Genomic DNA, 22,117 nt, shown 5'->3' on the forward strand with positions numbered 1-22,117 from the left:
AACTCAGAGGTCGTGCAACAGTTTCAGCGACTGCGGATGGCCCAGTGCGGCCGCGCGTTCCAGTAGGTGCCTGGCTTCCTGCTGGGCCGGCGTCCGGCCGGTCGCGATCGCCGCGGCGGCGCGCAGCACGCCGGGCTCGGTCAGGTCGCCGGTGAGCGGATAGGCATCTTGCTCGCGTAGGAACAAGGCCAGATGGAACATCGAGTCGGGATCACCCGCCTCGGCTCCGCGCCGCAGCCAATACTCACCCGCCGCGGTGTCGTCGTGGTCGAGGTGCAGCGAGCCGAGGATCGCCATGGCGTCGGTGCGGCCGCGCCGGACCGCCTCGGTGAGCAGCTCGACGGCCCGCTGGATGTCGCCGCGCCTGGCCACATAGAGGCCCAAAGTGCGCATGGCCGTTGGGTTTCCGGCGCGGGCCGCGCGCTCGTACCACTCCTCGGCCTCGTCGTTGCTGCCGCGCCGATTGGCGACAACGCCCATGTTGCACAGCGCCTCCGGCGAGCCCGCCTCGGCCGCGGGCCGCAGCCACCGCTCGGCCTCGTCGAGCTTGCCGCGCTCCAGATGCAGCAGGCCGAGTTGCAGGTCCGCGCCCGCGCAGCCCGCGGCGATCGCCGACTCCAGCCAGCGCACCGCCTCGGCGATCCGGCCGTGCGTGCCGAGCAAAAGGCCGAGGTCGGCCATCGCGGTCGCGCTGCCGCGCTCGGCGGCCCGGCGGAACCAGTGCTCGGTTTCGGTCAGCTCGTTCGCGTCGCGCAGCAGCTGCGCGAGCTGTTCCATGGCGCCGAGGTCGCCGCGCTCGGCGAGGGCGCGCAGCGTGTCGAGCCTGCGCTGGTGCGCGGTCGGCGCCGGATCGGGGCGCGGGTCGCGGAACAACTGCAGGCCGAACGGGTCCACCGGGTGCTCGTCGTCGGGCAGCTCGCCGCGTTCCCGGCTGGCGATGGACGCGTTCCACTCGGCGAATCGGTCGTCGTCCGGCCCGATTTCGACCATCCCGTTGGCGATGGTGCCGTCCGGCTGTTTGCCCTGCCACGGAATCAGCAGCCGCCCGTCGGCCAGCCGGCGGGCACCCGAAGCGGGCTGGGTCATGCGGCATCAGCGCGGGTCATCGCGCACCTTTCCGGCTGGGTCGGGCGTGCCGTGCTGGTAACCGTGCGTGTCGGCGTACGCGGCGAGTTGGGATTCGTAACTGCTCAGGCTGTCGAGCAACCAGGTGTCACCAGTGTCCTTCACCACCACGATCGGCCCTTTGGTGCCCGGTGCCAATACCGGGGAGGTGCCGTCGGAGTACCAGGACGTGGTCGACCAGGGGAAGACGAACGCCCAGCCCACATCGGAGACGTGCCCCTGCGGCCCGAGCTGGAACGGGTCGACCGGAATGGCGAAGCGCGCGCTGTGCTGAGTGAGCAGGTGCCGGGCGCTGTTGCGCGCGACCCGGATGTCCATCGGCCCGGTCGTGGTGTTCGGGAACGGAAGTGTCGCGTCGGGCATCGCGCTCAGTTGCCGGCCGGCGGCCACCGAAACCTGACACGGCCTGCTTTGCAGACGCAGGAAGATGGTGTGCGCGGTATCGGAGAAACGCAGCTGCACGGTGGCGTCCTCGGTGTGGCCGACCAGGTGCCTGCCCAGGCTCTGTGTCATCTCGCGCTCGTCCGGGTCCATGCCGAGGTCGTCGAAGGCGCGCCGCGCCACCGCCATCAGCTCGGGCTCGGCCAGTTGCCGGGCGATGAACTCGACGCGAAAGATCTGCCCGCTGCCGCCGGCGGCCCGCCACGCGCGCAGGGTCGTCTCCGGTGGTGTGAGTCCACCGGTGAGCACCGGCCACCAGTCCGAAAGGAGTACCGCGACCCACGACTCGAAGTCGGCGGCTCTGGCCAGCGAAATTTCGGTGTGCGGTTCGGTCATGCTGTCCCCCAGGGGGTCTCGCCCTCCTGTCGGAGTATGCGCCATCGGCCTGCGCGGCAGGTGTGATTTCACACACCGTTACCGTCGATCCAGGGCCGATCGGCCCATTTTGTGCATGCTGTCCAATCACATCGAGCTACTGTCGTCGCGAAACGCCCAGCTCTGCCGCGTCGGCGCCGAAGCGCCCTCCGCGCGAGCCGACGGGTGCTCGCGACACCGCTCGGCGCCGGGCGTATCGTGCGGTTATGACCGGATTGGACCGCCCACGGCGGTTGCGCCGTACCCCCGCGCTGCGTCGTCTCGTGGCCGAAACCACCCTGGAGCCACGGCAATTGGTGTTGCCGATGTTCGTGGCCGACGGCCTGGACGAGCCGCGCGAGATCAGCTCGATGCCCGGCGTGCAGCAGCATTCGATGGACTCGCTACGCAAAGCGGCCGTCGAGGCGGTGACCGCGGGTGTCGGCGGCCTGATGTTGTTCGGCGTGCCGCGCCACGAGGACAAGGACGCCACCGGCAGCCAGGCCAGCGACCCGGACGGCATCCTCAACCGCGGCCTGCGCGCGCTGGCCGACGAGGTCGGCGAGTCGACGGTGATCATGGCCGACACCTGTCTCGACGAATTCACCGACCACGGGCACTGCGGCGTGCTCGCCGCCGACGGTTCCGTCGACAACGACGCCACCCTGCACCGCTACGTCGACATGGCGCTGGCCCAGGCCGCCTCGGGCGCCGACCTGCTCGGCACCAGCGGCATGATGGACGGCCAGGTCGGCGCGGTCCGGCGCGGCCTGGACGCGGTCGGCCGCACCGACACCGGCATCCTCGCCTACGCCGCCAAGTACGCCTCGGCGTTCTACGGCCCGTTCCGCGAGGCCGTCGCCTCGTCGCTGGAGGGCGACCGGCGCAGCTACCAGCAGGATCCGGCGAACCGCCGGGAGGCGATCCGCGAACTCGAGCTGGACCTGGCCGAGGGCGCGGACATCGTCATGGTCAAGCCGGCCATGTCCTACCTGGACATCCTGCGCGACGTCGCCGACCACTCGACCGTCCCGGTCGCGGCCTATCAGATCTCCGGCGAGTACGCGATGATCACCGCCGCCGCCGAGCGCGGCTGGATCGACCGCCGCGGCGCCATCCTCGAGTCGCTGATGGGCATCCGGCGGGCGGGCGCGGACATCGTGCTCACCTACTGGGCGACCGAGGCCGCTCACTGGTTGTCGTGACGAATCTGCCGGGACCGGCCGGCGCCGCGCCCTCGCCCGCGCCGATGCCGGTGGATGTCGGCACCGCTCGGCAATTGTGGTGGGGGATCATCGGATTCGGCGTGGTCCAGCTGATCGCGTCGGTGGTGGCCGCACTCTCGCAGCGGCACACCTTCGCCAAGCAGGTGTTCGACCAGGCCAGGGAGAAGGACCCGCAGGTCACCCTGGCCAGCGCCGAACTGATGGTCGCGCTGGTCTACGTCGTGGTGGTGTTCATCGGGCTCGGCGTCGCCGTGCTGGCGCTGTTGATCGTGCATCAATTCGCGCGCGGCAAGCTCTGGGCGCGCACGATGCTGACCATCGTCGGCGTGTGGCTGGTGGTGATCGGGGTCGGCGCACTGTTCGCGTTCGGCGCGGTGGCCGGGGCGGCCTCGCTGGTGGCGGGCGGCGCGGCGATCGTGCAGGCGGTGCTGGCGGGCGGTTCGATCTATTTGTCGCATCGTCCGGAAGCAACCGCTTATTTCCAGATGAGCCGACGGTGAACGGTTGGCGCCCAAGTTTGTCGGGGCACCGTCGGCATGTATCGTGAGGGTTGTCACAGTGGACATGGGAACCGGTAGTTGTTTGTCAGACGTTGTCTTGCATTGCGTAAGAGAATCAGTCAGATGGCTCCGGGGAATCGGAGGCAGCAATGCGAGTGGTGATCCAACAGCCGCAGAGCATTCGGCGGGAATTGGCCGTGCTGAGCCTCTTGGTCCTGTTCGGAGTGCTGACCGTCGTCGCCCTGCTGTGGCCTGGCCTCACTCGCTGATTCTGTCTTCCCCCTTGTCGATTCGCGACGCTGTGGGCGTCGCGTGACCGAGGAAATCGCCGACTCCGGCGTGCTGTTCGCCGAGCCGGGTGCGCGCTGGCGCACCGTGGCCTATGGACCCATTCTGTGCGTCATCATTCTGATCATCGAAATGGCGACCGGTAGTTCGGTGCACTGGTTCGCCCTCGTCTTCTGCGGCTCGTTGATCGCGATGTTCGTGGTGCTGCAAGTGATCGCGGGGCAGCGTCACGTCAGCGTCGAACTCACCGCGACCACGCTGCGCGACGGCACCGAGACGCTGCCACTCACGTCGATCGATGCGGTGCTGCCCGAACGCGACGAAGACGCCTGGGACGACGAGGAGTGGGAAGAGGCGCGGGCGCTCGGCGAATTGACCGGCGTGCCACGCCGACGCACCGGCATCGGGTTACGGCTGGCCGACGGCAGCCTGGTGCAGGCTTGGGCGAAAGACCATCGAACGCTGCGCGCGGCATTGACCGCGGCCATCGGCCAAGCGCCCGAACCCGCCGACGACCCGACGCCCGACACCGACGACAAGCACAGCGAGAACGGAGTGGACCGTTGAGGACCTGGATCACGGTGGCCGCCACCGAACTCGGCCTGGTTGTGCTCGGTCTCGTCGCGGCGGTGCTGAGCTGGCAGCAGGGCATTCAAACCACTACCTTCGCCGCCATCGGCCAGGCGCCGGAGTTCGTCGCGACCCGCTACGTCGCGCCCTGGTTGCTGCTCGCCGCGGTGCTGGTCGCGCTCGCCGGTCTGTTCGCGATCGATGCGGTGACCCGCGTGGTGCGTGCGCGTCAGTCCCGCTGACGATCACTGCCGCCAGCACCGTTTCGGCCCGCCGATCGCGGGAATATCGCACCCATGAAGCCCACAGTCACTGTCAAGCGGACTCTCCTCGGTGCCGCGGCCGCCGGCATGATCGGCGCGGCAACGGTGGCCCCGGCGGTCGCCGCCCCCGCCGAGGTTTCCCCGGCCCCACCGACCGCAGTGGTGCCCGTACTCATCGAAACCCCACCCGCCCCCTTGCTACATGCCCTACCGGCCCCGCTGGCCTGCCTGGTGACCACCGGCTTCGCCCTGTGGTGCATCGGTATCACTTAGAGTCGCAGCAACATCGGCGTCGCGGCACCCGAGTCCGGCCTGCATATCAGGCGAGGCGGACAAGAATCTGTGTGCGCCCGTTAGTATTTCGGCCGTCAATGTGTAACTACCTAGGATTGGGTTTGATGAATCGGCTTGCTGTGAAAGTCTGTGCCGCACTGGCGATTACCGCCGCGATCGGGATCGGTGCCGGGCCGGCGGGGGCGAACCCCGGACTTCCGCTCGAGCCCGCGGGCGACACGTCGATGAGTCAGGTCGACGCACCGGTGCTGGTGCCGGATTCCGGTTCCGCGGGCCCGTACAACGCGTTCATGTGTTACCTGCACACCATTTCGGCCCAGGCGCCGTGCATGTACAGCTGAGCGTGGCTCAGTTCCAGTTCTGATACATGTCGAGCACGCGGCCGTTGCGGGTGCCAGGGGCGTTGACGAAGAGGGTGATCGTCCCGTCGGGATGATTGGCCGCCTCCATGATCGCCTGCCGCAGCGACGCGTGCACGCCGCCGTTCTCGTCCTTGTAGATCCCGGTGTCCGCCTTCAGGCCGACGCCGATCCGGTTGAGCGGCACGAACATGGTGACGATGGCCGGAACCGGGCCGTCGGCGATCGACTTGGTCTCCTCATGACTCAGTTGCAGGCCGATCCGATCGGGCTGCGCGACCGGCTCCACCGCGGCGGCCGTACCGGCGCCGAACACGACGGCCGCACCGACGAGCGCGGTGGAAACAGCAGCACTGACCATGGCAAACCGCATAGAAATCCTCCGGGGCAGATGAATGGTGACGCTCGAGATTACGCATCAGCAATCTCGGGGCGATCGAATACGGCGTAAACAGTGCCCCGGCGTGTTGCGGTCTACGTCACGCCCACTACACCCTGTCGTCGACCCGTTCCGATCGGGCTGAGACACTGGAGGTCGTGAGTTCTTCTCCGCGCGTGACCAGCGCATCGGTGCCGGTTTCTGCTCAGCTCTTCGACCGGGCGTGCTCGGTGATCCCCGGGGGTGTCAACTCTCCGGTGCGTGCCTTCAACTCCGTCGGCGGCACACCGCGATTCATCGCGTCCGCGCACGGCTACACCCTCGTCGACGCCGACGGCAACGAGTACGTCGACCTGGTGTGTTCGTGGGGTCCGATGATTCTCGGGCACGCGCATCCCGCGGTGGTCGAGGCGGTGCGGCGGGCCGCGGTCGGCGGCCTGTCCTTCGGCGCGCCCACCGAGGCGGAGATCGAACTGGCCGAGGCCATCATCGAGCGCGTCGATCCGGTGGATCGGGTGCGCCTGGTGAACTCGGGCACCGAGGCCACCATGAGCGCGGTGCGGCTGGCCCGCGGCTACACCGGCCGCGCCAAGATCATCAAGTTTTCCGGCTGCTACCACGGCCACGTCGACGCGCTGCTCGCCGACGCGGGCTCCGGCGTCGCCACCCTCGGGCTACCGACCTCGCCCGGCGTCACCGGCGCGCAGGCGGCCGACACCATCGTGCTGCCCTACAACGACCTCGACGCCGTCGCCGCCGCGTTCGCCGCGCATCCCGGCGAGATCGCGTGCGTGATCACCGAGGCCGCCGCGGGCAACATGGGCACGGTGGCGCCGCTGCCCGGCTTCAACGCGGGCCTGCGCAAGCTGACCGCCGACCACGGCGCGCTGCTCATCATGGACGAGGTGATGACCGGGTTCCGGGTGAGCCGAGCGGGCTGGTTCGGCCGCGAGGGCGTGGTCGCTGATCTCTACACCTTCGGCAAGGTGATGAGCGGTGGCCTGCCCGCCGCCGCGTTCGGCGGCCGCACCGAGATCATGAACCACCTGGCCCCGCTCGGCCCGGTCTACCAGGCAGGCACGCTCTCCGGTAACCCGGTCGCGGTCGCCGCGGGCCTGGCCACGCTGCGCGCCGCCGACGACGCGGTGTACGCCGCGCTGGAGCGGAACGCGCAACGGCTAGGTGCGTTGTTCGGCGAATCGCTCAGTGCCGCAGGCGTCGCGCACCAGGTGCAGTTCGCAGGCAATATGGTGAGCGTGTTCTTCGCCGAACGCCCGGTCACCGACTACGCCGCCGCCAAGGCGAGCGAGACCTGGCGCTACCCCGCCTTCTTCCACGCGCTGCTCGACGGTGGCGTGTACGCGCCGCCGAGCGCGTTCGAGACCTGGTTCGTCTCCGCCGCACTCGACGAGGACGCATTCGACCGCATCGCCGCCGCCCTGCCCGCCGCCGCACACGCGGCCGCGGCCGCCACTCCCGAAGGATCCCGCGCGTGAGCTCCGATCACGATCAGCCCGATGCCGACAAGCGCGACCTAGCCGAGTCCGCCACCGAATCCGCGGCCGACACTGCCGGATCGGTCGCCGGGCTCGGCGCGGCTCCGGTCGCCGAATCCGCTGCCGCCGAGCCGAGTACCGAGCCTGCCGCCGGGTCGATCGCGGGCCTTGGCGCCGGGCCGGTCGTCGACGCCGACGCCGATTCGACCGTCATCGACGCGGGCGCGCAGTTCGCCGCCGCCGCATCGGGTCCGGCCGATCCCGCGGTAGCGGAAAGTATCAGCGCCGCAACGGATTCCGAGCCGAAGCCGAGTGCCGCGAAGGAACAGCGGAGCCACGACGGTGGCACCGCGCCGGTGGAGACGATCGTGCACGTGCTGCGCCACGGCGAGGTGCACAACCCGAACGGGATCCTCTACGGCAGGCTGCCCGGCTTCAGTCTGTCGGTCACCGGCCGCTCGCAGGCCGGTGCCGTCGCGCGGGCGCTGGCCGACCACGACATCGCCGTGGTCATCGCCTCGCCGCTGCAGCGCGCTCAGGAAACCGCGGAACCGATTGCGGCACAACACCATCTGATCGTGCGGACCGACGAGAACCTGATCGAGGCGGGCAACACCTTCGAGGGCCTGCGGGTCTCCGTCGGCGACGGCGCGCTGCGCAAGCCGCGGCACTGGTGGAAGCTGCGCGACCCGTTCACCCCGTCCTGGGGCGAGCCGTACCTGCAGATCGCGCACCGCATGCTGGCCGCGGTGAACAAGGCGCGGGTCGAGGCGGCCGGGCGCGAGGCGGTGCTGGTGTCGCATCAGCTGCCGGTCTGGACGCTGCGCCGGTTCCTGCAGGGCCAGCGGCTCTGGCACGACCCGCGGCAACGCCAGTGCTCGCTCGCGTCGCTGACCTCGCTGGTCTACCAGGGCGACACGCTCGTCGACATCGTGTACTCCGAGCCCGCCGGTGGCTCGGACCCGTCGGTACACGGCGCATGATTTGGCGCACCGCGTCCGTCGCTCCGCCTGCCGCCTCGGCACGGCGGGTCGTTGCCGTCCTGCTCGCCTGCGTCGCCCTGGTCGCGGCGCTGGCCGGTTGCTCGGGCGGTAAGGACGCGGTGGCCTCCGGCGGCACCTTCGAATTCGTCTCGCCCGGCGGCAGAACCGACATCTTCTACGACCCGCCGAGCTCGCGCGGCACCATCGGCAAGCTGGCCGGACCCGACCTGATGACCTCGGGCAAAACCAGCTCGGTGGAGGATTACCCGGGCAAAATCGTGGTACTCAATCTGTGGGGCCAGTGGTGCGGACCCTGCCGCGCGGAGTCGCCCGCGCTCGAAAAGGTCTATGCGGCAACGAAAGACAACGGCGTCGCCTTTCTCGGCATCAACGTCCGTGACCCGCAGCAGGACAAGGCGCAGGACTTCGTCGTCGACAACAAGGTCGGTTACCCGTCCATCTACGACCCGTCCATGCGCACCCTGCTCGCCCTCGGTGGCAATTTCCCGACCAGTGTCATTCCCACCACCCTGATCTTGGATCGTCAGCACCGCGTCGCCGCGGTGTTCCTGCGCCCCCTGCTGGCCGACGATCTGCAACCGATTGTTCAAAAACTCGCCTCGGAGGAAGCACAGTGAATCGCGATCGTCGTACCCGTACCCAGCGTGCCTGTCGCCACCGGCAGGGCGCCCGCCGAATCGGTGGTGCCTGGGCCGTGGACGACCGATGGAAGGGCATCGCCACCGTCCCGCGCAGCGTAGCGGCGGACTCGCTGCTCGACTTCGGCGTGCTGTTCGACGCCGAGAGCACCGAACAGCGCGTTGTGTTGCGTGGCGACACCGACCCGGCCGAGGAGACGCCGGAGGGGGAGGGCGCTTGAGTCCCCGCGTAACAGCGGTGGCGCGCTGATGGTGCTCGCCGCCGTCGGGGATTCGTTCCAGCAGACCGCCGCGACCGGACCGTTGCTGCTCGCGTTGGGCGCCTGCCTGCTCGCCGGGCTGGTGTCCTTCGCCTCGCCGTGCGTGGTGCCGCTGGTGCCCGGCTATCTGTCCTACCTCGCCGGACTCGTCGGCGCCGAGGCGCCGCCCGCCACGCCCGCGCAAGCGGCCGGGGCGCAATCGAGTTCGGTGGCCGTCGAGTCGGCGAAGCAGGCCGCGCGGGCGGGCCGGATGCGGGTGGCCGGTGCGGCGGGACTGTTCGTCGCCGGGTTCACCGTGGTGTTCGTGCTCGCCACCGCAACGGTTTTCGGTGTCATTCAAACGCTGAACGTGAATCGTGAACTGCTGCAACGCATCGGCGGCGTGGTCACCATCCTGATGGGTCTGGTCTTCATCGGCCTGATCCCCGCGCTGCAGCGCGACACCAGGATGGAACCGCGCAGGCTGACCAGCATCGCGGGCGCGCCGCTGCTCGGCGGCGTCTTCGCGCTCGGCTGGACGCCGTGCCTCGGGCCGACGCTGTCCGGCGTGATGGCGGTGGCCGCGGGCACCGACGGGACCACCGCGGCGCGCGGGGTGGCGTTGATCGTCGCCTACTGTCTCGGGCTCGGCCTGCCGTTCGTGATCCTCGCGTTCGGGTCGGCCAGCGCGCTGCGCGGCGTCGGCTGGCTGCGCCGCAATTCGCGCACCATCCAGATCATCGGCGGCATGCTGCTCGTCGCGGTCGGCGCCGCGCTGGTCACCGGGGTGTGGGACCAGTTCGTCGGCTGGGTGCGCGACGCATTCGTTTCCGAGGTTGTGCTGCCGATATGACCGTGACGGAAAAACCGCTGACCGAACCGGCACCCGTGCCTCGGCAATCACCCCTAGGCCGGGTGTGGGCCTTCGTCCGCAACACCTGGCGCGGACTGACCAGCATGCGCACCGCGCTGGTGCTGCTGTTCCTGCTCGCCTTGGGCGCGATTCCCGGCGCACTGCTGCCGCAGCGAAACCTCAACGAGCAGAAGGTCGATCAGTACATCGCGAACCGGCCGACGCTCGGTCCGTGGATGGACCGGTTCGAGCTGTTCGACGTGTTCGGCAGCTTCTGGTTCACGGCCATCTATGTGCTGCTGTTCATTTCGCTGGTCGGCTGCATCCTGCCGCGCTGCTTCGACCACTATCGCGCGCTGCGCACCCCGCCCGTGCGGGCACCGCGCAACCTCAGCCGGTTGCCGCACCACTACGCGGGCAGCGCCGACGAGACGCCCGACGCAGTGGTCGCGCGCGTTCGGAAAGAGTTGCGCGGCTGGCGAACCGAGGTCAGGCCCGGCACCCGCGACGGGGAGATCACCCTCGCTGCGGAGAAGGGGTACACCCGCGAACTCGGCAACCTCGTCTTCCATCTCGCGCTGGTCTGCCTGCTGGTCGCCATCGCGGTCGGCAAGCTGTTCGGCTACGAGGGCAGCGTCATCGTCATCGCGAACAACGGACCGGGCTTCTGCACCACCTCGCCCGCCGTCTTCGACTCGTTCAAGGCGGGCAACGTCAACGACGGCACCGGCATGGCGCCGATCTGCGTGCGGGTCAAGGACTTCAAGGCCGACTATCTGGAGAACGGTCAGGCCGAGATGTTCACCTCGAACATCGAATACCAGGCCGGCGCCGATCTGCAGAGCAACACCTGGCGCTCGACGGCGATCCAGGTGAACCATCCGCTGCGGGTGGCGGGCGACCGAATCTACCTGCAGGGCCACGGTTTCGCGCCGACCTTCACCGTCACCTTCCCGAACGGGCAGACCCGCACCGAGTCGCTGCAGTGGCGGCCCGACGACGCGCGGACCTTCCTGTCCAGCGGTGTGCTGCGCATCGACCCGCCCGGCGGCATGTACGCCACCGACGAGGAGCGGCGCAAGAACCAGATCGCCATCGAGGGCCTGTTCGCGCCGACCGCGCTCTTCCATGGCAGCCTGATGACCTCGTCGTTCCCCACGATGAACGATCCGGCCGTCGCCGTCGACATCTATCGCGGCGACACCGGGCTGGACACCGGAAAGCCGCAGTCGCTGTTCGCTTTGGATCCCGAGCAGGTCAAGCAGGGTCGACTGACCAAGGAGGCCAGGGTGAACCTGCGCCCCGGCGAGTCGACCAGCCTGCCCAACGGCACCAAGGTGACCTTCGACGGCGCACAGGAATTCGCGAACCTGCAGGTGTCGCACGATCCGGCGCAGCAGTGGGTGCTGGTGAGCGCGGTGACCATGATGCTCGGCCTGCTGGTGTCGCTGCTGGTGAAGCGGCGCCGGATCTGGGTGCGGGTCTACCCCGCCGAGGAGCCAGCCGGTACCTTGGGCAAACGACGCACCGTAGTAGAAATGGGCGGGCTGGCTCGGACCGATCAGGCGGGCTGGGGCAGTGAGTTCGACCGACTACGCGCGCGCCTGCTGGACGCCACGCCCGATTCGGCGGCGGACGCGAAGACCACGGGAGAGTGAAGATGCCGATCAACGAGACCATCGCGCGCTACAGCGATTTCTCGTTCAAGACCGCGATCGTGGTCTACGCGCTGGTGCTCGTGCTGCTGATCTGGCAGTACGCCACCGCGCGCAGCCGTCAGGTCGCGGAGCGCGAACTCGTCTCGGTCGGCGGACCGGCCAGCGATCCCGCGCTGCCGGGGCGCGTCGTCGGCCCGCCCGAGAAGTCGATGTCCGAGCGCCTCGGCAACATGGCGTTCTCGGTGCTGGTCGTCGCCATCGCGCTGCACATCGGCTCGATCGTGTTGCGCGGCTTCGCGACGCACCGGTTCCCGCTCGGCAACATGTACGAGTTCGTCACCATGGCCACCGCGGCCGCGGTGCTGATGGGCGCGCTGTTCCTGCGCGAACAGCGCTACCGGTCGATGTGGGTCTTCCTGCTCATCCCGGTCGTCATCCTGCTGTTCCTCGCGGGCACCATCCTCTACGCCGACGCGGCTCCCGTTGTCCCCGCGCTGAAGTCGTATTGGCTGCCCATCCACGTCACCATCGTCAGCATCGGCAGCGGCGTGTTCCTCTTCGCCGGCGTCTCCAGCATGTTGTTCCTCTACCGCCTGCGCCAGCCCGAAGGCCAGGAGTCGAACAACATCCTCGGCGCCATCGCCCGCCGCCTCCCCGACGCCCGCACCCTCGACCGCCTCGCCTACAAAGCCACCATCATCGGCTTCCCCCTCTTCGGCGCAGGCGTAATCCTCGGCGCCATCTGGGCCGAAGCCGCCTGGGGCCGCTTCTGGGGCTGGGACCCCAAAGAAACCTGCTCCTTCATCGCCTGGGTCCTCTACGCCGCCTACCTGCACGCCCGAGCCACCTCCGGCTGGCGCGACACCAAGGCCGCCTGGATCAACATCGCCGGCTTCGTCGCCATGCTCTTCAACCTCTTCATCATCAACATGGTCATCAGCGGCCTGCACTCCTACGCCGGATTGAACTGAGCGGAGCGGGAATTCGCGACAAGGGCACTGAACGCCGGACTGCCTGCCGAGCCCGACTCGCCGTTCGAGTCGGGCTCGTCGCCTTGATTCCCTTCGGCCCGAGCCGATTCGGCTGATACTGGAGCCAGTGATCGAAGCGTGGAGGCTCTCGTGCAACCCAATAATGCTGGCCAGGAAGCGGCGGCGATTGCCGCCATCGTCGCTGCTGCGAATCAGGCTGCGGACGCTGTGCTCGGGACGGCGGCCAACCCGATCAGCGCCCAGCAGTTGACGGCTCAGACGAACCAGGCCCAGCGAGAGGCGCTGCGCGCCACACTCGAGGCGCAATCGGACGACCTGGATACCGTGGATGACACCGCGGCGGTCGTGGCCGCCACGACCCGCGTGAATGACGCGCTGGAGCGGCTGGACCAGATTGATCCGTAGGCGCCGATCGTCGGCTGCCGGCGGGGATTGTTAGCGCGGCTTCACCGGAAATAGTCCGGCCGAAGAGTACGGTTTCAGAAAAGTGTCCGGGGTCACTGAGCTACTCGGGCGATAGCCAGTCTGCTGGAAGTGGCGCAGATCACGTGCCGCCCGGCGTGCCGTTACGCGAAACGCCGTGTCCTGTCTACATGCGATGCGCTGACCCGGCGCACAGACGGTTGAGGAGCGGGCTCTTGGATTCCGATTACTTCACCTATCTCCCGGCCGCGGTGGCCGACGCGGACGGGAGTTTGGTCGAGCAGTTGAATGACGGCGCATTGCGCAAGCTGGTGCAGACGGCGGCCGGGCTCTCCGTGGAGGCGCAGCACTACCTGGCGATGCTCGCGAATCGACTGCGGGCGAGCGAGGGCTTGCACGCGCGTAACTACGCCGATGGTGAGATGTAATGCACGGGAGGGGATCCGGGCCGAGTGCTCAGCGCTCGGTGGAGTCGGAGTCTCCGTTGCGGTGCTGGCGGGATAGCCGCCAGAGAAACTCGGCGTCGTCGTCAGGTCCGACGACGCGCTTGCGTTGCGGTGAACGCGAGTGGGTTGCGGACGGTCCGGCAGTTCTCTCGGGGCCGAACGCTTTCCAGCACAACACCGCGACTGCCACGACCGCGATGAGTGCCAACAGGTACGTCACGTCGCTCACCTCCTGGTTACGAGGGTAGTCCCGTGCGTAGCTCTCGCACACCGCAGACGTGAAATAGATACGCCGGGTGGGCGCGGGCCCCGGCACGATGGGCCCGCGCGGCCCGCAGTCAGCGTGCGGTCGCCTCAGTGGTGAGCGACTTGAGCAGCTGCATTACCTCTGATTCGCGGAACCGGCGATGTCCGCCCGGTGTGCGCAACGACCCGAGACGCCCGGCATGAGCCCATCGGGTGACCGTCTTGGGGTCGACGTGGAACATGGCAGCAACCTGCCCTGGTGTCAGCAGGGTGTCCTGGCCGCCGACGGTGATCGCACTCATAGCAAACCTCTCCGTTCTCGACAGTTCCCTCATCAGATGGCGTCATCGTTGCACTGAAACCCCTAGGTACTCGAACCACCTACTGTTGGTAAAGGGGAAGTAATAGACAAATCGGATATGCTGCCGACCTCGGCGACAGGCGCGCGCTGAGGGCGGGCAACAGCTTCGCATAGGCTGAGCGACGTGAGTGACGCAACTCCACCGGATGGTGCTCCAGGACAGCAAACCGCTGGCGCGGGTCAGCGCCTTGCCCGCAACCTCGGTCTGTACACGGTGGCAAGGCTGGCCCTGGTCGTGGTGATCACGCTGCTGATCGTGGGGCTGGCCCGGCTGGTCAAGGTGGACATCCCACTGGTGGTCGCCGCCCTGTTCGCCCTGATCATCGCCATGCCGCTGTCGTTGCTGCTGTTCAAACGGCTGCGCGTGCGAGTCAACGAGGACATCGCGGTGGTGGACGAGCGCCGCCGCCACGACAAGGCGCAACTGCGGGCCCGGTTGCGCGGCGATGGCCCTGAGGACAATCAGGGGGCATCGTGAAGTCCTGTGATCGCAGCAGCCCGCGCGACTGGGTGGACAACGCGGTCCGGCTGATCGACGCCGACGCTCAGCGCAGCGCCGATACCCACCTGCTGCGGTATCCGCTGCCCGTCGCGTGGAACGTCGAGCTGTATCTGAAGGACGAGTCCACCCACATCACCGGCAGCCTCAAGCATCGGCTGGCCCGATCGCTGTTCCTCTACGCGATCTGCAACGGCTGGGTTACCGAGGGCACCACGGTGGTCGAGGCCTCCTCGGGCTCGACCGCGGTGAGCGAGGCGTACTTCGCGAAGCTGCTCGGCCTGGATTTCGTCGCGGTGATGCCGGCCAGCACCTCGCCGCAGAAGATCGCGCTGATCGAAGCGCAGGGTGGCCGTTGCCATTTCGTGCGGCGCCCGCCCGATATGTACACCGAGGCGGCGCGGCTGGCCGCCGAATGCGGCGGCCACTACATGGATCAGTTCACCCACGCCGAGCGCGCCACCGACTGGCGCGGCAACAACAACATCGCCGAATCCATCTTCGAGCAAATGACGTTGGAGTCGCATCCGGTGCCGGACTGGGTGGTGGTCGGCGCGGGCACCGGCGGCACCAGCGCCACCATCGGCCGCTACATCCGATACCGCAGGCACGCAACGAAACTGGCCGTGGTCGACCCGGAGAACTCCGCGTTCTACGGCGGCTACGAGACCGCCGACTCGGGCTACGAGACCGGAATGTCTTCGCGCATCGAGGGAATCGGCCGCCCGCGGGTGGAGCCGTCGTTCGTCGGCCAGGTGGTCGATCGGATGATCGGCGTGCCCGACGCGGGATCCATTGCGGCAGCACGGTATGCGAGCAAGGTGCTCGGTCGCCGGGTGGGCGGTTCCACCGGCACCAACCTGTGGGGCGTGTTCGCGATCATCGCCGAGATGCTCGCCGCCGGTCGCGGTGGCAGCGTGGTCACCCTGCTGTGTGACGGCGGAGATCGTTATGCCGGAACGTATTTCGACGACGCCTGGGTGGAGTCGCAGGGCCTGAGCCTGGTCGAACCGACCGCCATCCTGGACAAGTTCGCCGCCACCGGCGAGTGGGCGGGCTGACGGCTCCGAGCCGCCCTGATCAACCGAAGGCCACCTTCATTCGGGACATACACCCGATCGAAGGTGGCCTTCGTGCTGTGCCGGGTGTTCGCCGACCGTGAACAATCTTCGCGTCAATTTTTGTTGACATCCATCCGGTGCGTCAATCAAAATTGACGACATGACAGAAGCAACCACTCTGGCGGCCGCCGCGGGCAGCCCCGACCCCAAGGTCGGGTTGCGCGCGGTGCTCGCACTGCGGCGGCTGCTCGAACGTCTGGAAGCCATCCAGGTGGCCAATGCCCGCGAACAGGGCTGGTCCTGGCAGGCGATCGCGGAGGCGCTCGAGGTCAGCAAGCAGGCAGCCCACCAGAAGCACAATCAGAGAGGCAGGAACCGCTGATGTTCGAACGGTTCACCAAGTCGGCGAGGACGGCCATCGTGATGGCCCAGGAGGACGCGCGCGAATTGCGCTCGCCGAGCATCGAGATCGAGCACGTGCTGCTCGGCCTGCTGTCGCAGGGCGAGGAGGACCTGAAGGCGCTGTTGGCCGAGGCGGGTGTCACGCACGAGAGCGTGATGACCGCGCTGGCGGCGCAGCGCAAGGGCGAACCGCTGGGGAGCGAACCGCTGGGCGAAGAGGACGCCGAGGCGTTGCGCTCGATCGGTATCGACCTCGACGCCGTGCGGGAGTCGCTGCAGGCCAATTTCGGCGAGGACGCGCTCGACCGTCCGATACCCGAGGGGCGGCGCGGTCCGTTCGGTTGGGGCCGCGCCGTCACCTACGGCCACATCCCGTTCACGAGGGACTCGAAGAAGGTGCTCGAGTTGTCCCTGCGGGAGGCGCTGGCCCGCAAGGACAAGACCATCGAATCCGGGCACGTACTGCTCGGCATCCTGCGCGCGCCGAACCAGACCACCGTGGGCCTGTTCGGCGGCTCGGGGCCGATCCACGACCTGCGGCCCAAGGTGCACGCGCTGCTCGATCGCGCGGCTTGAGATGGGAGACATGTGTCGTCTCGGCGAAGCAAGCACGTTCGCGGAGACCGCTGCGGTCACGCCGCGTGGCCGCCGTGAATTGCGTTTTGAGACGACACATGTCCGCCCGGTCGTTTTAGCATGGGCGCATGCAGCTTCTGATTCGGTTGATCATCAACGGGGTGGCCATCTGGCTGGCCGCCGCCTGGGTCGACAAGATCGACATCATCAGTCCGGCGGACAACGGCAATGTCGGCAAGGTGCTCGTCGTGCTGGCCGTCGCCGCGGTGTTCACGGTGGTGAACGCGCTGGTCAAACCGATCGTCAAGCTGCTGTCGCTGCCGCTGGTGATCGTCACGCTCGGCCTGTTCCTGCTGGTGATCAACGCGCTCATGCTGTGGCTGACCGCGAAGATCACCGAGACCACCGACTACGGCCTGCGCGTCGAGGGCTTCTGGGCCGCGGTGATCGGCGGCCTGATCGTCTCGATCGTCAACTGGGTGCTCGGCATCCTGGTCCCGGACGGCGACGACTAGCGCGGCTCGGTCCGTCAGACAAAGCTGATGGCCAACGCGGTGAGCGCCGACCAGGCGAGCATCGCGAGGCCGGAGTCGCGCAGCGCCGGAATGAGTTCCAGGCCGCCCTTGCCGGACCGGACCGGCGCGTTGGCGCGCACCGCGAGCGGAATGGCCAGCAGGCCGACCAACGCGAACGGGGTGCGTGCCACCAGGAGCAGCGTGCCGAGGAACGGGATGGCGAGCAGCGCGAGCTGCAGCGTCCTGGTCCGCGGGTCGCCGAGTTTGACGGCCAGGGTGACCTTTCCGGACTGCGAGTCGGTCGGGATATCGCGCAGGTTGTTCGCGACCAGCACGGCGCTGGAGAACGCGCCGACCGAGACCGCGAGCACCACGCCCGCCCAGTCGATCTTTTCCGCCTGCACGTACTGGGTGCCCAGCACGCCGACCAGGCCGAAGAACACGAACACCGCGATCTCACCGAAGCCGCTGTAGCCGTAGGGCTTACTGCCGCCGGTATAGAACCAGGCGCCCGCCAGGCAGGCCACGCCGACGAGCAACAACCACCATGCCGTGGTCGCGGCCAGGATCAGGCCGACCACGGCGGCGATGCCGAGGCTCAGGATCGCCGCATTGCGCACCGCGGCGGCCGAGGCCAGTCTCTGCCCGACCAGCCGCACCGGGCCGACCCGGACGTCGTCGGTGCCGCGAATGCCGTCGGAGTAGTCGTTGGCGAAGTTGACGCCGACGATCAAGGCCAGCGAAACCAGCAGCGCGAGAACGGCTTTCCACCACACGGCACCGTCGAGCGAGGCGGCGGCGCCGGTGCCTGCCAGCACCGGGGCGATTGCGTTCGGCAGGGTGCGTGGACGCGCGCCCTCGATCCATTGCGCTGCTGTAGCCATCCCCGCAGCATAGTGTCGCGGTCGGACATTAGTCGTTCAGAGCCAGCGCCCAGCCGTGCGCGGGCAAGGCGCTCAGGCCCCGTTGGCCTCGGCGACCGCCTTCAACCGCGCGAGGCCCTTCTCGAAGTCCTTGCCGACGATCTTGTCGGTCGGCAGGATCTTGGAGAGCACCTTCATCAGGCCCTGCTGCGTCCCGCTCATCCGCCAGACCACCTCGGTGGCGCCGGATTCGGTCGGGTTCAGCTCGAACAGCACCTGGTTGGTGGCCTGCCACGGCTTCTCGAAGACCAGCTGGATGCCGATCTCGCGGTCGGCGCTGGCGACCACCTCCATGCTGCCCGCACCGGCCTTACGGTTGCCGACCCAGGCGTACTTGGCGCCGATACCGGCGTCCGGGCCGGTGTAGGTGCGCTGCAACTGCGGGTCGAGATCCTCCCAGGGGGACCATTTCGTCCACTCGTGCAGGTTGTCGATCAACCCGTGAATACGCGACGGCTCGGCCGAGATCACGGCCTGCCGGACCACTTCGAACTCAGCCATGCGGACAGCGTAGGCGACCGACCACTGGAAATGGGGTAAAAAACCATGTCGGCTCGGACCGCCTCACTCGCATACGATTACCGCGGGATGTTGTCGGATCAACGCGGCCCGAATGGCCGCGGTCAAGCGTTGCGGGCGCCCGCAGGTGAACCAGTCGTGGTCGCCCTGCTGGGCGAGATCGCGCTGCGCCGGGACGGCGCGCTGACTGCGCTACCCGGCGCTCGCTCCCGCCTGTTGCTCGCCGCGTTGGCCCTGCGCCCCGGCCGTAGCCGCAGCGCTCAGTCCTTGATCGATGACGTGTGGGGCGAGCAGCCGCCGCGTGCGCCGATGAACGCGCTGCACACCCAGGTGTCCCGGCTGCGTTCCGCGCTGCCCGACGGCGCGCTGGAGATCGGCCCGGCCGGTTATCGGCTGACGTTGCGTGCGGATCAGGTGGATCTGACCCGGGTCGCCGAACTGGCGCGCCTGGCCCGCGATTGCCGGACCGCCGGTGACGACACGGGCTGCCTCGACGCGGTCGCGCAGGCGCGGGCGCTGTGGCGCGGCGAGCCGGGCGCGGATCTGCCGCCGGGTGAGGTCGCGGACGCGCTGCACGCCCTCGCGACGAGCAGGCTCGCCGAACTGGACGCACTCGAGCTGGCGGCGCGCGAGTCGACCGGCGACCTCGACGGCGCGCTGCGGATCGCCCGGTTCCGGGCGCGCCTCAGCCCACTGGACGAGCCCGATCAGCTCACCCTGATGCGGCTGCTCGCCGTGGCGGGCCGCCCCAACGAGGCGCTGGAATCGTTCGCCGCCTTCCGGACTCGGCTGGCCGAGGAGCTCGGTGCGGACCCCGGACCGGCGCTGGTCGAGTTGAATACCGCGATCCTGCGCGGTGACCCGCTCGGCCCCGTCGCCGCCGCAACCCCGACGGCTCCGCAAACTCACGGCGCGGCAACACCTTCCGGACACGGCGCCGCGCCGCTCCCCGACGCGGACTTCGCCATGCCCGCCGCGATCGGCCTGCGCGCCGCACCCAATCCACTGCTCGGCCGAGAGGCCGATCTGACCATGCTCGACGCACTGCTGCGCACGTCGCGGGTGGTCACGGTGCTCGGCCCCGGCGGGTCCGGCAAGACCCGGATCGCCAACGAGGTCGGCGCGCGGATAGCCCGCACCCGCTCGGTGGTGCTGGTGGAGCTAGCCTCGATCCGCGCGGAGGATACCGACGTCGTGCTCGAGATCGAGGCCGCGATCAGCGCGGTGCTCGGCCTGAGCGATACATCGTTCGGCACGTCCGCGCTGTACAACCGTGAGGTCGTCGCGGCGAGCAGGCAGCGACTGCGCAATGCGGTCGCCGCGCGTCCGATGATGTTGATCCTGGACAACTGCGAGCATCTGATCGACGCCACCGCGCGGGTGGTCGCCGATCTGATCGGCGTCGCCGATCTGCTGACCGTGCTGACCACCAGCCGAGCGCCGCTGATGATCACCGCCGAGGCGGTATATCCGTTGCCGCCGTTGACCATCGACGCGGCGGGTTCGCCCGCGACCGAACTGTTCGCGGCGCGCGCCAGGTCGGTGCGGCCCGGCGTTCGGCTCGATCCCGAGATCGTCGCGCAGCTGTGCCACACCCTCGACGGCCTGCCCTTGGCCATCGAACTCGCCGCCGCGCGGGTCCGGGTGATGAGTGTCGAGGAGATCAATCTGCGGCTGGCGGATCGGTTCGCGCTGCTGCGCCACGGCGATCGCAGTTCGCCCGAACGCCACCGCACCCTGCACGCGGTGATCGACTGGAGTTGGAATCTGCTGGGTGCCCCGCAGCAGGTGGCGCTGCGCCGATTGTGCCGATTCCCAGCGGGTTTCACGCTGTCCGCGGCCGAGGCGGTGGTCGGCGGGCCGGAGGTGGACGACGTCGCGGCGGCGGTCGACGGATTGGTGAACCAGTCGCTGCTCACCATGCTCGACGACGAGGTCCTCGGCACCCGCTACCGCATGCTGGAGACAGTGCGCGAGTACGGCGACGAACAGCTGGCCGCCTGCCCGGCCGAGTCCGACCTGATGGCCGATCGATTGATGTTGTGGGCCAAGGACTATGCCGCCGCCGCGGCGGACCGCTACCTCACCGGCGATCAGGTGGAGCTCGCCCTCTCGGTCGCCACCGAGCTGGACAATCTGCTTGCGGCACTGCGCTATGCGCTCGAACGACGTGACGCCGCCACCGCGTACACGGTGTTCCCGGTGATCTCCATGCTGTGGGTGCTGCGCGGTTCGCACCTGGAGGTGGTCGCCTGGGCGCCGAGGGTCGCCGAACTCCGCCCGGCCGATACCGGACCGGACGCGCCACCCGGCGACCTGGTGTTGATGAGCTATCAGACGATGTTCCTGCACTTGGCTTTCAGCCGGGCCGACACGCGTGAGCTGGTGCGGCTGCGCACCCGGATCCGCCGATTGCTGCGCAGCCGAACCGATCTCAGCGCCGCCAACCGCTTCGTCGGCAGCGTCGTGTTGACCCGCGCCGATGGTCGCGGGCTGGCCAGGCTGATCGCGAATTCCATCCGGTCGAAGGATCTCGAAACTCGTTCCACCGCATTACTTTTGCGCGCCAATATCAAGGAGAACCTCGGCGACGTGCGAGGTTCGACGGTCGACGCGGTCCGCGCGCTCGACATCGTCGGCCGGGACAATGTCTGGAGTGTGGCCATGGTGTGCAGGCACCTCGGCCAGGTGTACGGCCAGATCGCCGAGTACGACAAGGCCGTGGGGCACTACCGCCGCGGGCTCGGCATGCTGCAGCGGTTGGGGGCCTACGAGGACACCGTCGAGACCCGGGCGATGCTGGTCGCATCGCTGCTCGGCGCCGGCTACCTGCCGGAAGCCCGGCGCGAATTGGAGATCGCGCTCGGATCCTCGGACCTCGACGGCGCGGTGGGCGGGAAGAATCATCTGCTGGCCACGATGATGCAGACCGCCGCCGAGGTGGCGCTCGCCGAGGGCGATATCGAGGGTGGGCTCAGCCGCTATCAACGGGCCTTGGAGCTGTCCGGCTGGCCGGGCAACGAGGCGAATCCGGGGCCGAGCGGGCTCATGCTCGGCGCCGCCGTACTGGACGCGCGCGTGCTGTACGGCGCGGTGGCGGCCTGCGGCGAACTCGTCGGCAATCTGGTCGATCTCGTCTTGCCGACGATGGCGCAGTTCCAGGACCTGCCGCAGATCGGCGCGGTCGCCTGTGCGATCGGGTCGTATCTGATCGCCGCCGAGCGAGATCGGGACCGTGGGCTGGAACTGCTCGCGCTGGCGCCGAAGGTCTTCGGCCGCCAGGACTTTCCGTCGATGCGCTGGTCCACGCACGCCGAATCGGTCGACCGGCTGCTCGGCCCCGGCCCGTTGGCGGAGACCAGGGCCAAGGTGGCGCGGATGCGCCGGCGGGATTCGTCCGACCGGATCATGCAGATTTTCGCGGAGTTGCAGAACGCGCGCTGAGCGGCGAATCTGCTTGTCCGGCA

General features: G+C 68.6%; 28 protein-coding genes. 21 read left to right on the forward strand and 7 right to left on the reverse strand.

The annotated features are described in order from the left end of the window. Positions 1-3: 3 nt before the first annotated feature. Both ACFWF1_RS18420 and ACFWF1_RS18425 read right to left on the reverse strand, forming a co-directional pair. Positions 4-1,086 (reverse strand): tetratricopeptide repeat protein, encoded by a 1,083-nt coding sequence (locus tag ACFWF1_RS18420; RefSeq protein WP_379291166.1) that lies wholly within the window; start codon positions 1,084-1,086, stop codon positions 4-6. A 6-nt stretch (positions 1,087-1,092) separates the two neighbouring features. Beyond that, the gene (locus tag ACFWF1_RS18425) at positions 1,093-1,902 is read right to left on the reverse strand and encodes a hypothetical protein (RefSeq protein ID WP_379291164.1); all 810 of its coding nucleotides are present in this window, start codon (positions 1,900-1,902) and stop codon (positions 1,093-1,095) included. A 245-nt stretch (positions 1,903-2,147) separates the two neighbouring features. Here ACFWF1_RS18425 and hemB point away from each other — a divergent pair, with 245 nt between their 5' ends. The 6 genes from hemB to ACFWF1_RS18455 all read left to right on the forward strand — a co-directional run bounded on the left by hemB (position 2,148) and on the right by ACFWF1_RS18455 (position 5,402). After that, positions 2,148-3,125: a porphobilinogen synthase gene (gene hemB, locus ACFWF1_RS18430; protein WP_379291163.1), complete on the forward strand. Its 978-nt coding sequence runs from the start codon at positions 2,148-2,150 to the stop codon at positions 3,123-3,125. Next, a complete protein-coding gene (locus tag ACFWF1_RS18435; RefSeq protein WP_379291161.1) occupies positions 3,122-3,646 on the forward strand; it encodes a hypothetical protein in 525 nt (174 codons plus the stop codon). The genes hemB and ACFWF1_RS18435 overlap by 4 nt, the downstream gene beginning before the upstream one ends. 312 nt (positions 3,647-3,958) lie before the next feature. Beyond that, complete coding sequence (locus tag ACFWF1_RS18440) at positions 3,959-4,501, forward strand: hypothetical protein (RefSeq protein WP_379291159.1); 543 nt, start codon at positions 3,959-3,961, stop codon at positions 4,499-4,501. Continuing rightward, positions 4,498-4,746, forward strand: a complete 249-nt coding sequence (locus tag ACFWF1_RS18445; protein ID WP_379291158.1) for a hypothetical protein — start codon at positions 4,498-4,500, stop codon at positions 4,744-4,746. The genes ACFWF1_RS18440 and ACFWF1_RS18445 overlap by 4 nt, the downstream gene beginning before the upstream one ends. A gap of 54 nt (positions 4,747-4,800) precedes the next feature. After that, on the forward strand, positions 4,801-5,040 hold the full coding sequence (locus ACFWF1_RS18450; protein ID WP_379291156.1) for a hypothetical protein: 240 nt from the start codon (positions 4,801-4,803) through the stop codon (positions 5,038-5,040). A 125-nt stretch (positions 5,041-5,165) separates the two neighbouring features. Next, on the forward strand, positions 5,166-5,402 hold the full coding sequence (locus ACFWF1_RS18455) for a hypothetical protein (protein WP_379291154.1): 237 nt from the start codon (positions 5,166-5,168) through the stop codon (positions 5,400-5,402). Positions 5,403-5,409: 7 nt separating this feature from the next. On the opposite strand, the gene ACFWF1_RS18460 is transcribed toward ACFWF1_RS18455, so the two are convergent. Continuing rightward, positions 5,410-5,793 (reverse strand): hypothetical protein, encoded by a 384-nt coding sequence (locus ACFWF1_RS18460; protein ID WP_379291152.1) that lies wholly within the window; start codon positions 5,791-5,793, stop codon positions 5,410-5,412. Between the two features lie 164 nt (positions 5,794-5,957). On the opposite strand from ACFWF1_RS18460, the gene hemL reads away from it, so the two are divergent. The 9 genes from hemL (at position 5,958) to ACFWF1_RS18505 (ending at position 13,530) form a co-directional block, all read left to right on the forward strand. Then, entirely contained in the window at positions 5,958-7,295 is a 1,338-nt protein-coding gene (hemL, locus tag ACFWF1_RS18465; protein WP_379291151.1) for a glutamate-1-semialdehyde 2,1-aminomutase, read from the forward strand. Between the two features lie 356 nt (positions 7,296-7,651). Next, positions 7,652-8,278, forward strand: coding sequence for a histidine phosphatase family protein (locus ACFWF1_RS18470; protein WP_379291252.1), 627 nt, complete (start codon positions 7,652-7,654; stop codon positions 8,276-8,278). Beyond that, entirely contained in the window at positions 8,275-8,916 is a 642-nt protein-coding gene (locus tag ACFWF1_RS18475; protein WP_379291150.1) for a TlpA disulfide reductase family protein, read from the forward strand. Before ACFWF1_RS18470 ends, ACFWF1_RS18475 begins: the two co-directional genes overlap by 4 nt. Positions 8,917-8,993: 77 nt before the next feature. Next, complete coding sequence (locus ACFWF1_RS18480) at positions 8,994-9,158, forward strand: hypothetical protein (protein WP_379291148.1); 165 nt, start codon at positions 8,994-8,996, stop codon at positions 9,156-9,158. Positions 9,159-9,186: 28 nt separating this feature from the next. After that, positions 9,187-10,029 carry a cytochrome c biogenesis CcdA family protein gene (locus tag ACFWF1_RS18485; protein WP_379291146.1) on the forward strand — a complete coding sequence of 281 codons (843 nt, stop codon included), beginning with the start codon at positions 9,187-9,189 and terminating at the stop codon, positions 10,027-10,029. Beyond that, complete coding sequence (locus tag ACFWF1_RS18490; RefSeq protein ID WP_379291144.1) at positions 10,026-11,687, forward strand: cytochrome c biogenesis protein ResB; 1,662 nt, start codon at positions 10,026-10,028, stop codon at positions 11,685-11,687. Before ACFWF1_RS18485 ends, ACFWF1_RS18490 begins: the two co-directional genes overlap by 4 nt. Positions 11,688-11,689: 2 nt before the next feature. Beyond that, entirely contained in the window at positions 11,690-12,658 is a 969-nt protein-coding gene (ccsB, locus tag ACFWF1_RS18495) for a c-type cytochrome biogenesis protein CcsB (RefSeq protein WP_379291142.1), read from the forward strand. A 150-nt stretch (positions 12,659-12,808) separates the two neighbouring features. Next, positions 12,809-13,084, forward strand: a complete 276-nt coding sequence (locus tag ACFWF1_RS18500; RefSeq protein ID WP_379291140.1) for a hypothetical protein — start codon at positions 12,809-12,811, stop codon at positions 13,082-13,084. 233 nt (positions 13,085-13,317) lie between these two features. Then, the gene (locus ACFWF1_RS18505; RefSeq protein WP_357385491.1) at positions 13,318-13,530 is read left to right on the forward strand and encodes a hypothetical protein; all 213 of its coding nucleotides are present in this window, start codon (positions 13,318-13,320) and stop codon (positions 13,528-13,530) included. A gap of 28 nt (positions 13,531-13,558) precedes the next feature. Here the strand turns inward: ACFWF1_RS18505 and ACFWF1_RS18510 are convergent, their stop codons facing one another. Both ACFWF1_RS18510 and ACFWF1_RS18515 read right to left on the reverse strand, forming a co-directional pair. Beyond that, positions 13,559-13,768: a hypothetical protein gene (locus tag ACFWF1_RS18510; RefSeq protein ID WP_379291138.1), complete on the reverse strand. Its 210-nt coding sequence runs from the start codon at positions 13,766-13,768 to the stop codon at positions 13,559-13,561. Between the two features lie 118 nt (positions 13,769-13,886). Then, positions 13,887-14,096 (reverse strand): BldC family transcriptional regulator, encoded by a 210-nt coding sequence (locus tag ACFWF1_RS18515; protein ID WP_040739417.1) that lies wholly within the window; start codon positions 14,094-14,096, stop codon positions 13,887-13,889. A 183-nt stretch (positions 14,097-14,279) separates the two neighbouring features. On the opposite strand from ACFWF1_RS18515, the gene ACFWF1_RS18520 reads away from it, so the two are divergent. The 5 genes from ACFWF1_RS18520 to ACFWF1_RS18540 all read left to right on the forward strand — a co-directional run bounded on the left by ACFWF1_RS18520 (position 14,280) and on the right by ACFWF1_RS18540 (position 17,208). Continuing rightward, positions 14,280-14,633 (forward strand): DUF4229 domain-containing protein, encoded by a 354-nt coding sequence (locus ACFWF1_RS18520; protein WP_379291136.1) that lies wholly within the window; start codon positions 14,280-14,282, stop codon positions 14,631-14,633. Continuing rightward, entirely contained in the window at positions 14,630-15,715 is a 1,086-nt protein-coding gene (locus ACFWF1_RS18525) for a PLP-dependent cysteine synthase family protein (RefSeq protein WP_379291134.1), read from the forward strand. The genes ACFWF1_RS18520 and ACFWF1_RS18525 overlap by 4 nt, the downstream gene beginning before the upstream one ends. A 160-nt stretch (positions 15,716-15,875) precedes the next feature. After that, on the forward strand, positions 15,876-16,097 hold the full coding sequence (locus ACFWF1_RS18530; RefSeq protein ID WP_357385499.1) for a helix-turn-helix domain-containing protein: 222 nt from the start codon (positions 15,876-15,878) through the stop codon (positions 16,095-16,097). Further along, complete coding sequence (locus ACFWF1_RS18535) at positions 16,097-16,693, forward strand: Clp protease N-terminal domain-containing protein (protein WP_379291132.1); 597 nt, start codon at positions 16,097-16,099, stop codon at positions 16,691-16,693. The genes ACFWF1_RS18530 and ACFWF1_RS18535 overlap by 1 nt, the downstream gene beginning before the upstream one ends. Positions 16,694-16,821: 128 nt before the next feature. Next, entirely contained in the window at positions 16,822-17,208 is a 387-nt protein-coding gene (locus ACFWF1_RS18540; protein WP_379291130.1) for a phage holin family protein, read from the forward strand. A gap of 14 nt (positions 17,209-17,222) precedes the next feature. Here the strand turns inward: ACFWF1_RS18540 and ACFWF1_RS18545 are convergent, their stop codons facing one another. Beyond that, complete coding sequence (locus ACFWF1_RS18545; protein ID WP_379291128.1) at positions 17,223-18,092, reverse strand: 1,4-dihydroxy-2-naphthoate polyprenyltransferase; 870 nt, start codon at positions 18,090-18,092, stop codon at positions 17,223-17,225. 72 nt (positions 18,093-18,164) lie between these two features. Continuing rightward, positions 18,165-18,632 (reverse strand): SRPBCC family protein, encoded by a 468-nt coding sequence (locus tag ACFWF1_RS18550; protein ID WP_379291126.1) that lies wholly within the window; start codon positions 18,630-18,632, stop codon positions 18,165-18,167. Positions 18,633-18,788: 156 nt separating this feature from the next. On the opposite strand from ACFWF1_RS18550, the gene ACFWF1_RS18555 reads away from it, so the two are divergent. Further along, positions 18,789-22,094 (forward strand): BTAD domain-containing putative transcriptional regulator, encoded by a 3,306-nt coding sequence (locus tag ACFWF1_RS18555; RefSeq protein WP_379291124.1) that lies wholly within the window; start codon positions 18,789-18,791, stop codon positions 22,092-22,094. Positions 22,095-22,117: the final 23 nt, after the last annotated feature.

It is taken from the genome of Nocardia sp. NPDC060255 (genome assembly GCF_042727395.1).
In the GTDB taxonomy this organism is placed as follows: domain Bacteria; phylum Actinomycetota; class Actinomycetes; order Mycobacteriales; family Mycobacteriaceae; genus Nocardia.

Excerpts from the sequence above, each read along its gene's own strand:
- ccsB (WP_379291142.1), top strand. The coding sequence starts at position 11,690 with ATGCCGATCAACGAGACCATCGCGCGCTACAGCGATTTCTCGTTCAAG.
- ACFWF1_RS18535 (WP_379291132.1), top strand. The coding sequence starts at position 16,097 with ATGTTCGAACGGTTCACCAAGTCGGCGAGGACGGCCATCGTGATGGCC.
- ACFWF1_RS18460 (WP_379291152.1), bottom strand. The coding sequence starts at position 5,793 with ATGCGGTTTGCCATGGTCAGTGCTGCTGTTTCCACCGCGCTCGTCGGT.
- ACFWF1_RS18420 (WP_379291166.1), bottom strand. The coding sequence starts at position 1,086 with ATGACCCAGCCCGCTTCGGGTGCCCGCCGGCTGGCCGACGGGCGGCTG.
- ACFWF1_RS18455 (WP_379291154.1), top strand. The coding sequence starts at position 5,166 with ATGAATCGGCTTGCTGTGAAAGTCTGTGCCGCACTGGCGATTACCGCC.
- ACFWF1_RS18530 (WP_357385499.1), top strand. The coding sequence starts at position 15,876 with ATGACAGAAGCAACCACTCTGGCGGCCGCCGCGGGCAGCCCCGACCCC.
- ACFWF1_RS18515 (WP_040739417.1), bottom strand. The coding sequence starts at position 14,096 with ATGAGTGCGATCACCGTCGGCGGCCAGGACACCCTGCTGACACCAGGG.
- ACFWF1_RS18485 (WP_379291146.1), top strand. The coding sequence starts at position 9,187 with ATGGTGCTCGCCGCCGTCGGGGATTCGTTCCAGCAGACCGCCGCGACC.
- hemB (WP_379291163.1), top strand. The coding sequence starts at position 2,148 with ATGACCGGATTGGACCGCCCACGGCGGTTGCGCCGTACCCCCGCGCTG.
- ACFWF1_RS18450 (WP_379291156.1), top strand. The coding sequence starts at position 4,801 with ATGAAGCCCACAGTCACTGTCAAGCGGACTCTCCTCGGTGCCGCGGCC.
- ACFWF1_RS18475 (WP_379291150.1), top strand. The coding sequence starts at position 8,275 with ATGATTTGGCGCACCGCGTCCGTCGCTCCGCCTGCCGCCTCGGCACGG.
- ACFWF1_RS18540 (WP_379291130.1), top strand. The coding sequence starts at position 16,822 with ATGCAGCTTCTGATTCGGTTGATCATCAACGGGGTGGCCATCTGGCTG.
- ACFWF1_RS18490 (WP_379291144.1), top strand. The coding sequence starts at position 10,026 with ATGACCGTGACGGAAAAACCGCTGACCGAACCGGCACCCGTGCCTCGG.
- ACFWF1_RS18550 (WP_379291126.1), bottom strand. The coding sequence starts at position 18,632 with ATGGCTGAGTTCGAAGTGGTCCGGCAGGCCGTGATCTCGGCCGAGCCG.
- ACFWF1_RS18425 (WP_379291164.1), bottom strand. The coding sequence starts at position 1,902 with ATGACCGAACCGCACACCGAAATTTCGCTGGCCAGAGCCGCCGACTTC.
- ACFWF1_RS18545 (WP_379291128.1), bottom strand. The coding sequence starts at position 18,092 with ATGGCTACAGCAGCGCAATGGATCGAGGGCGCGCGTCCACGCACCCTG.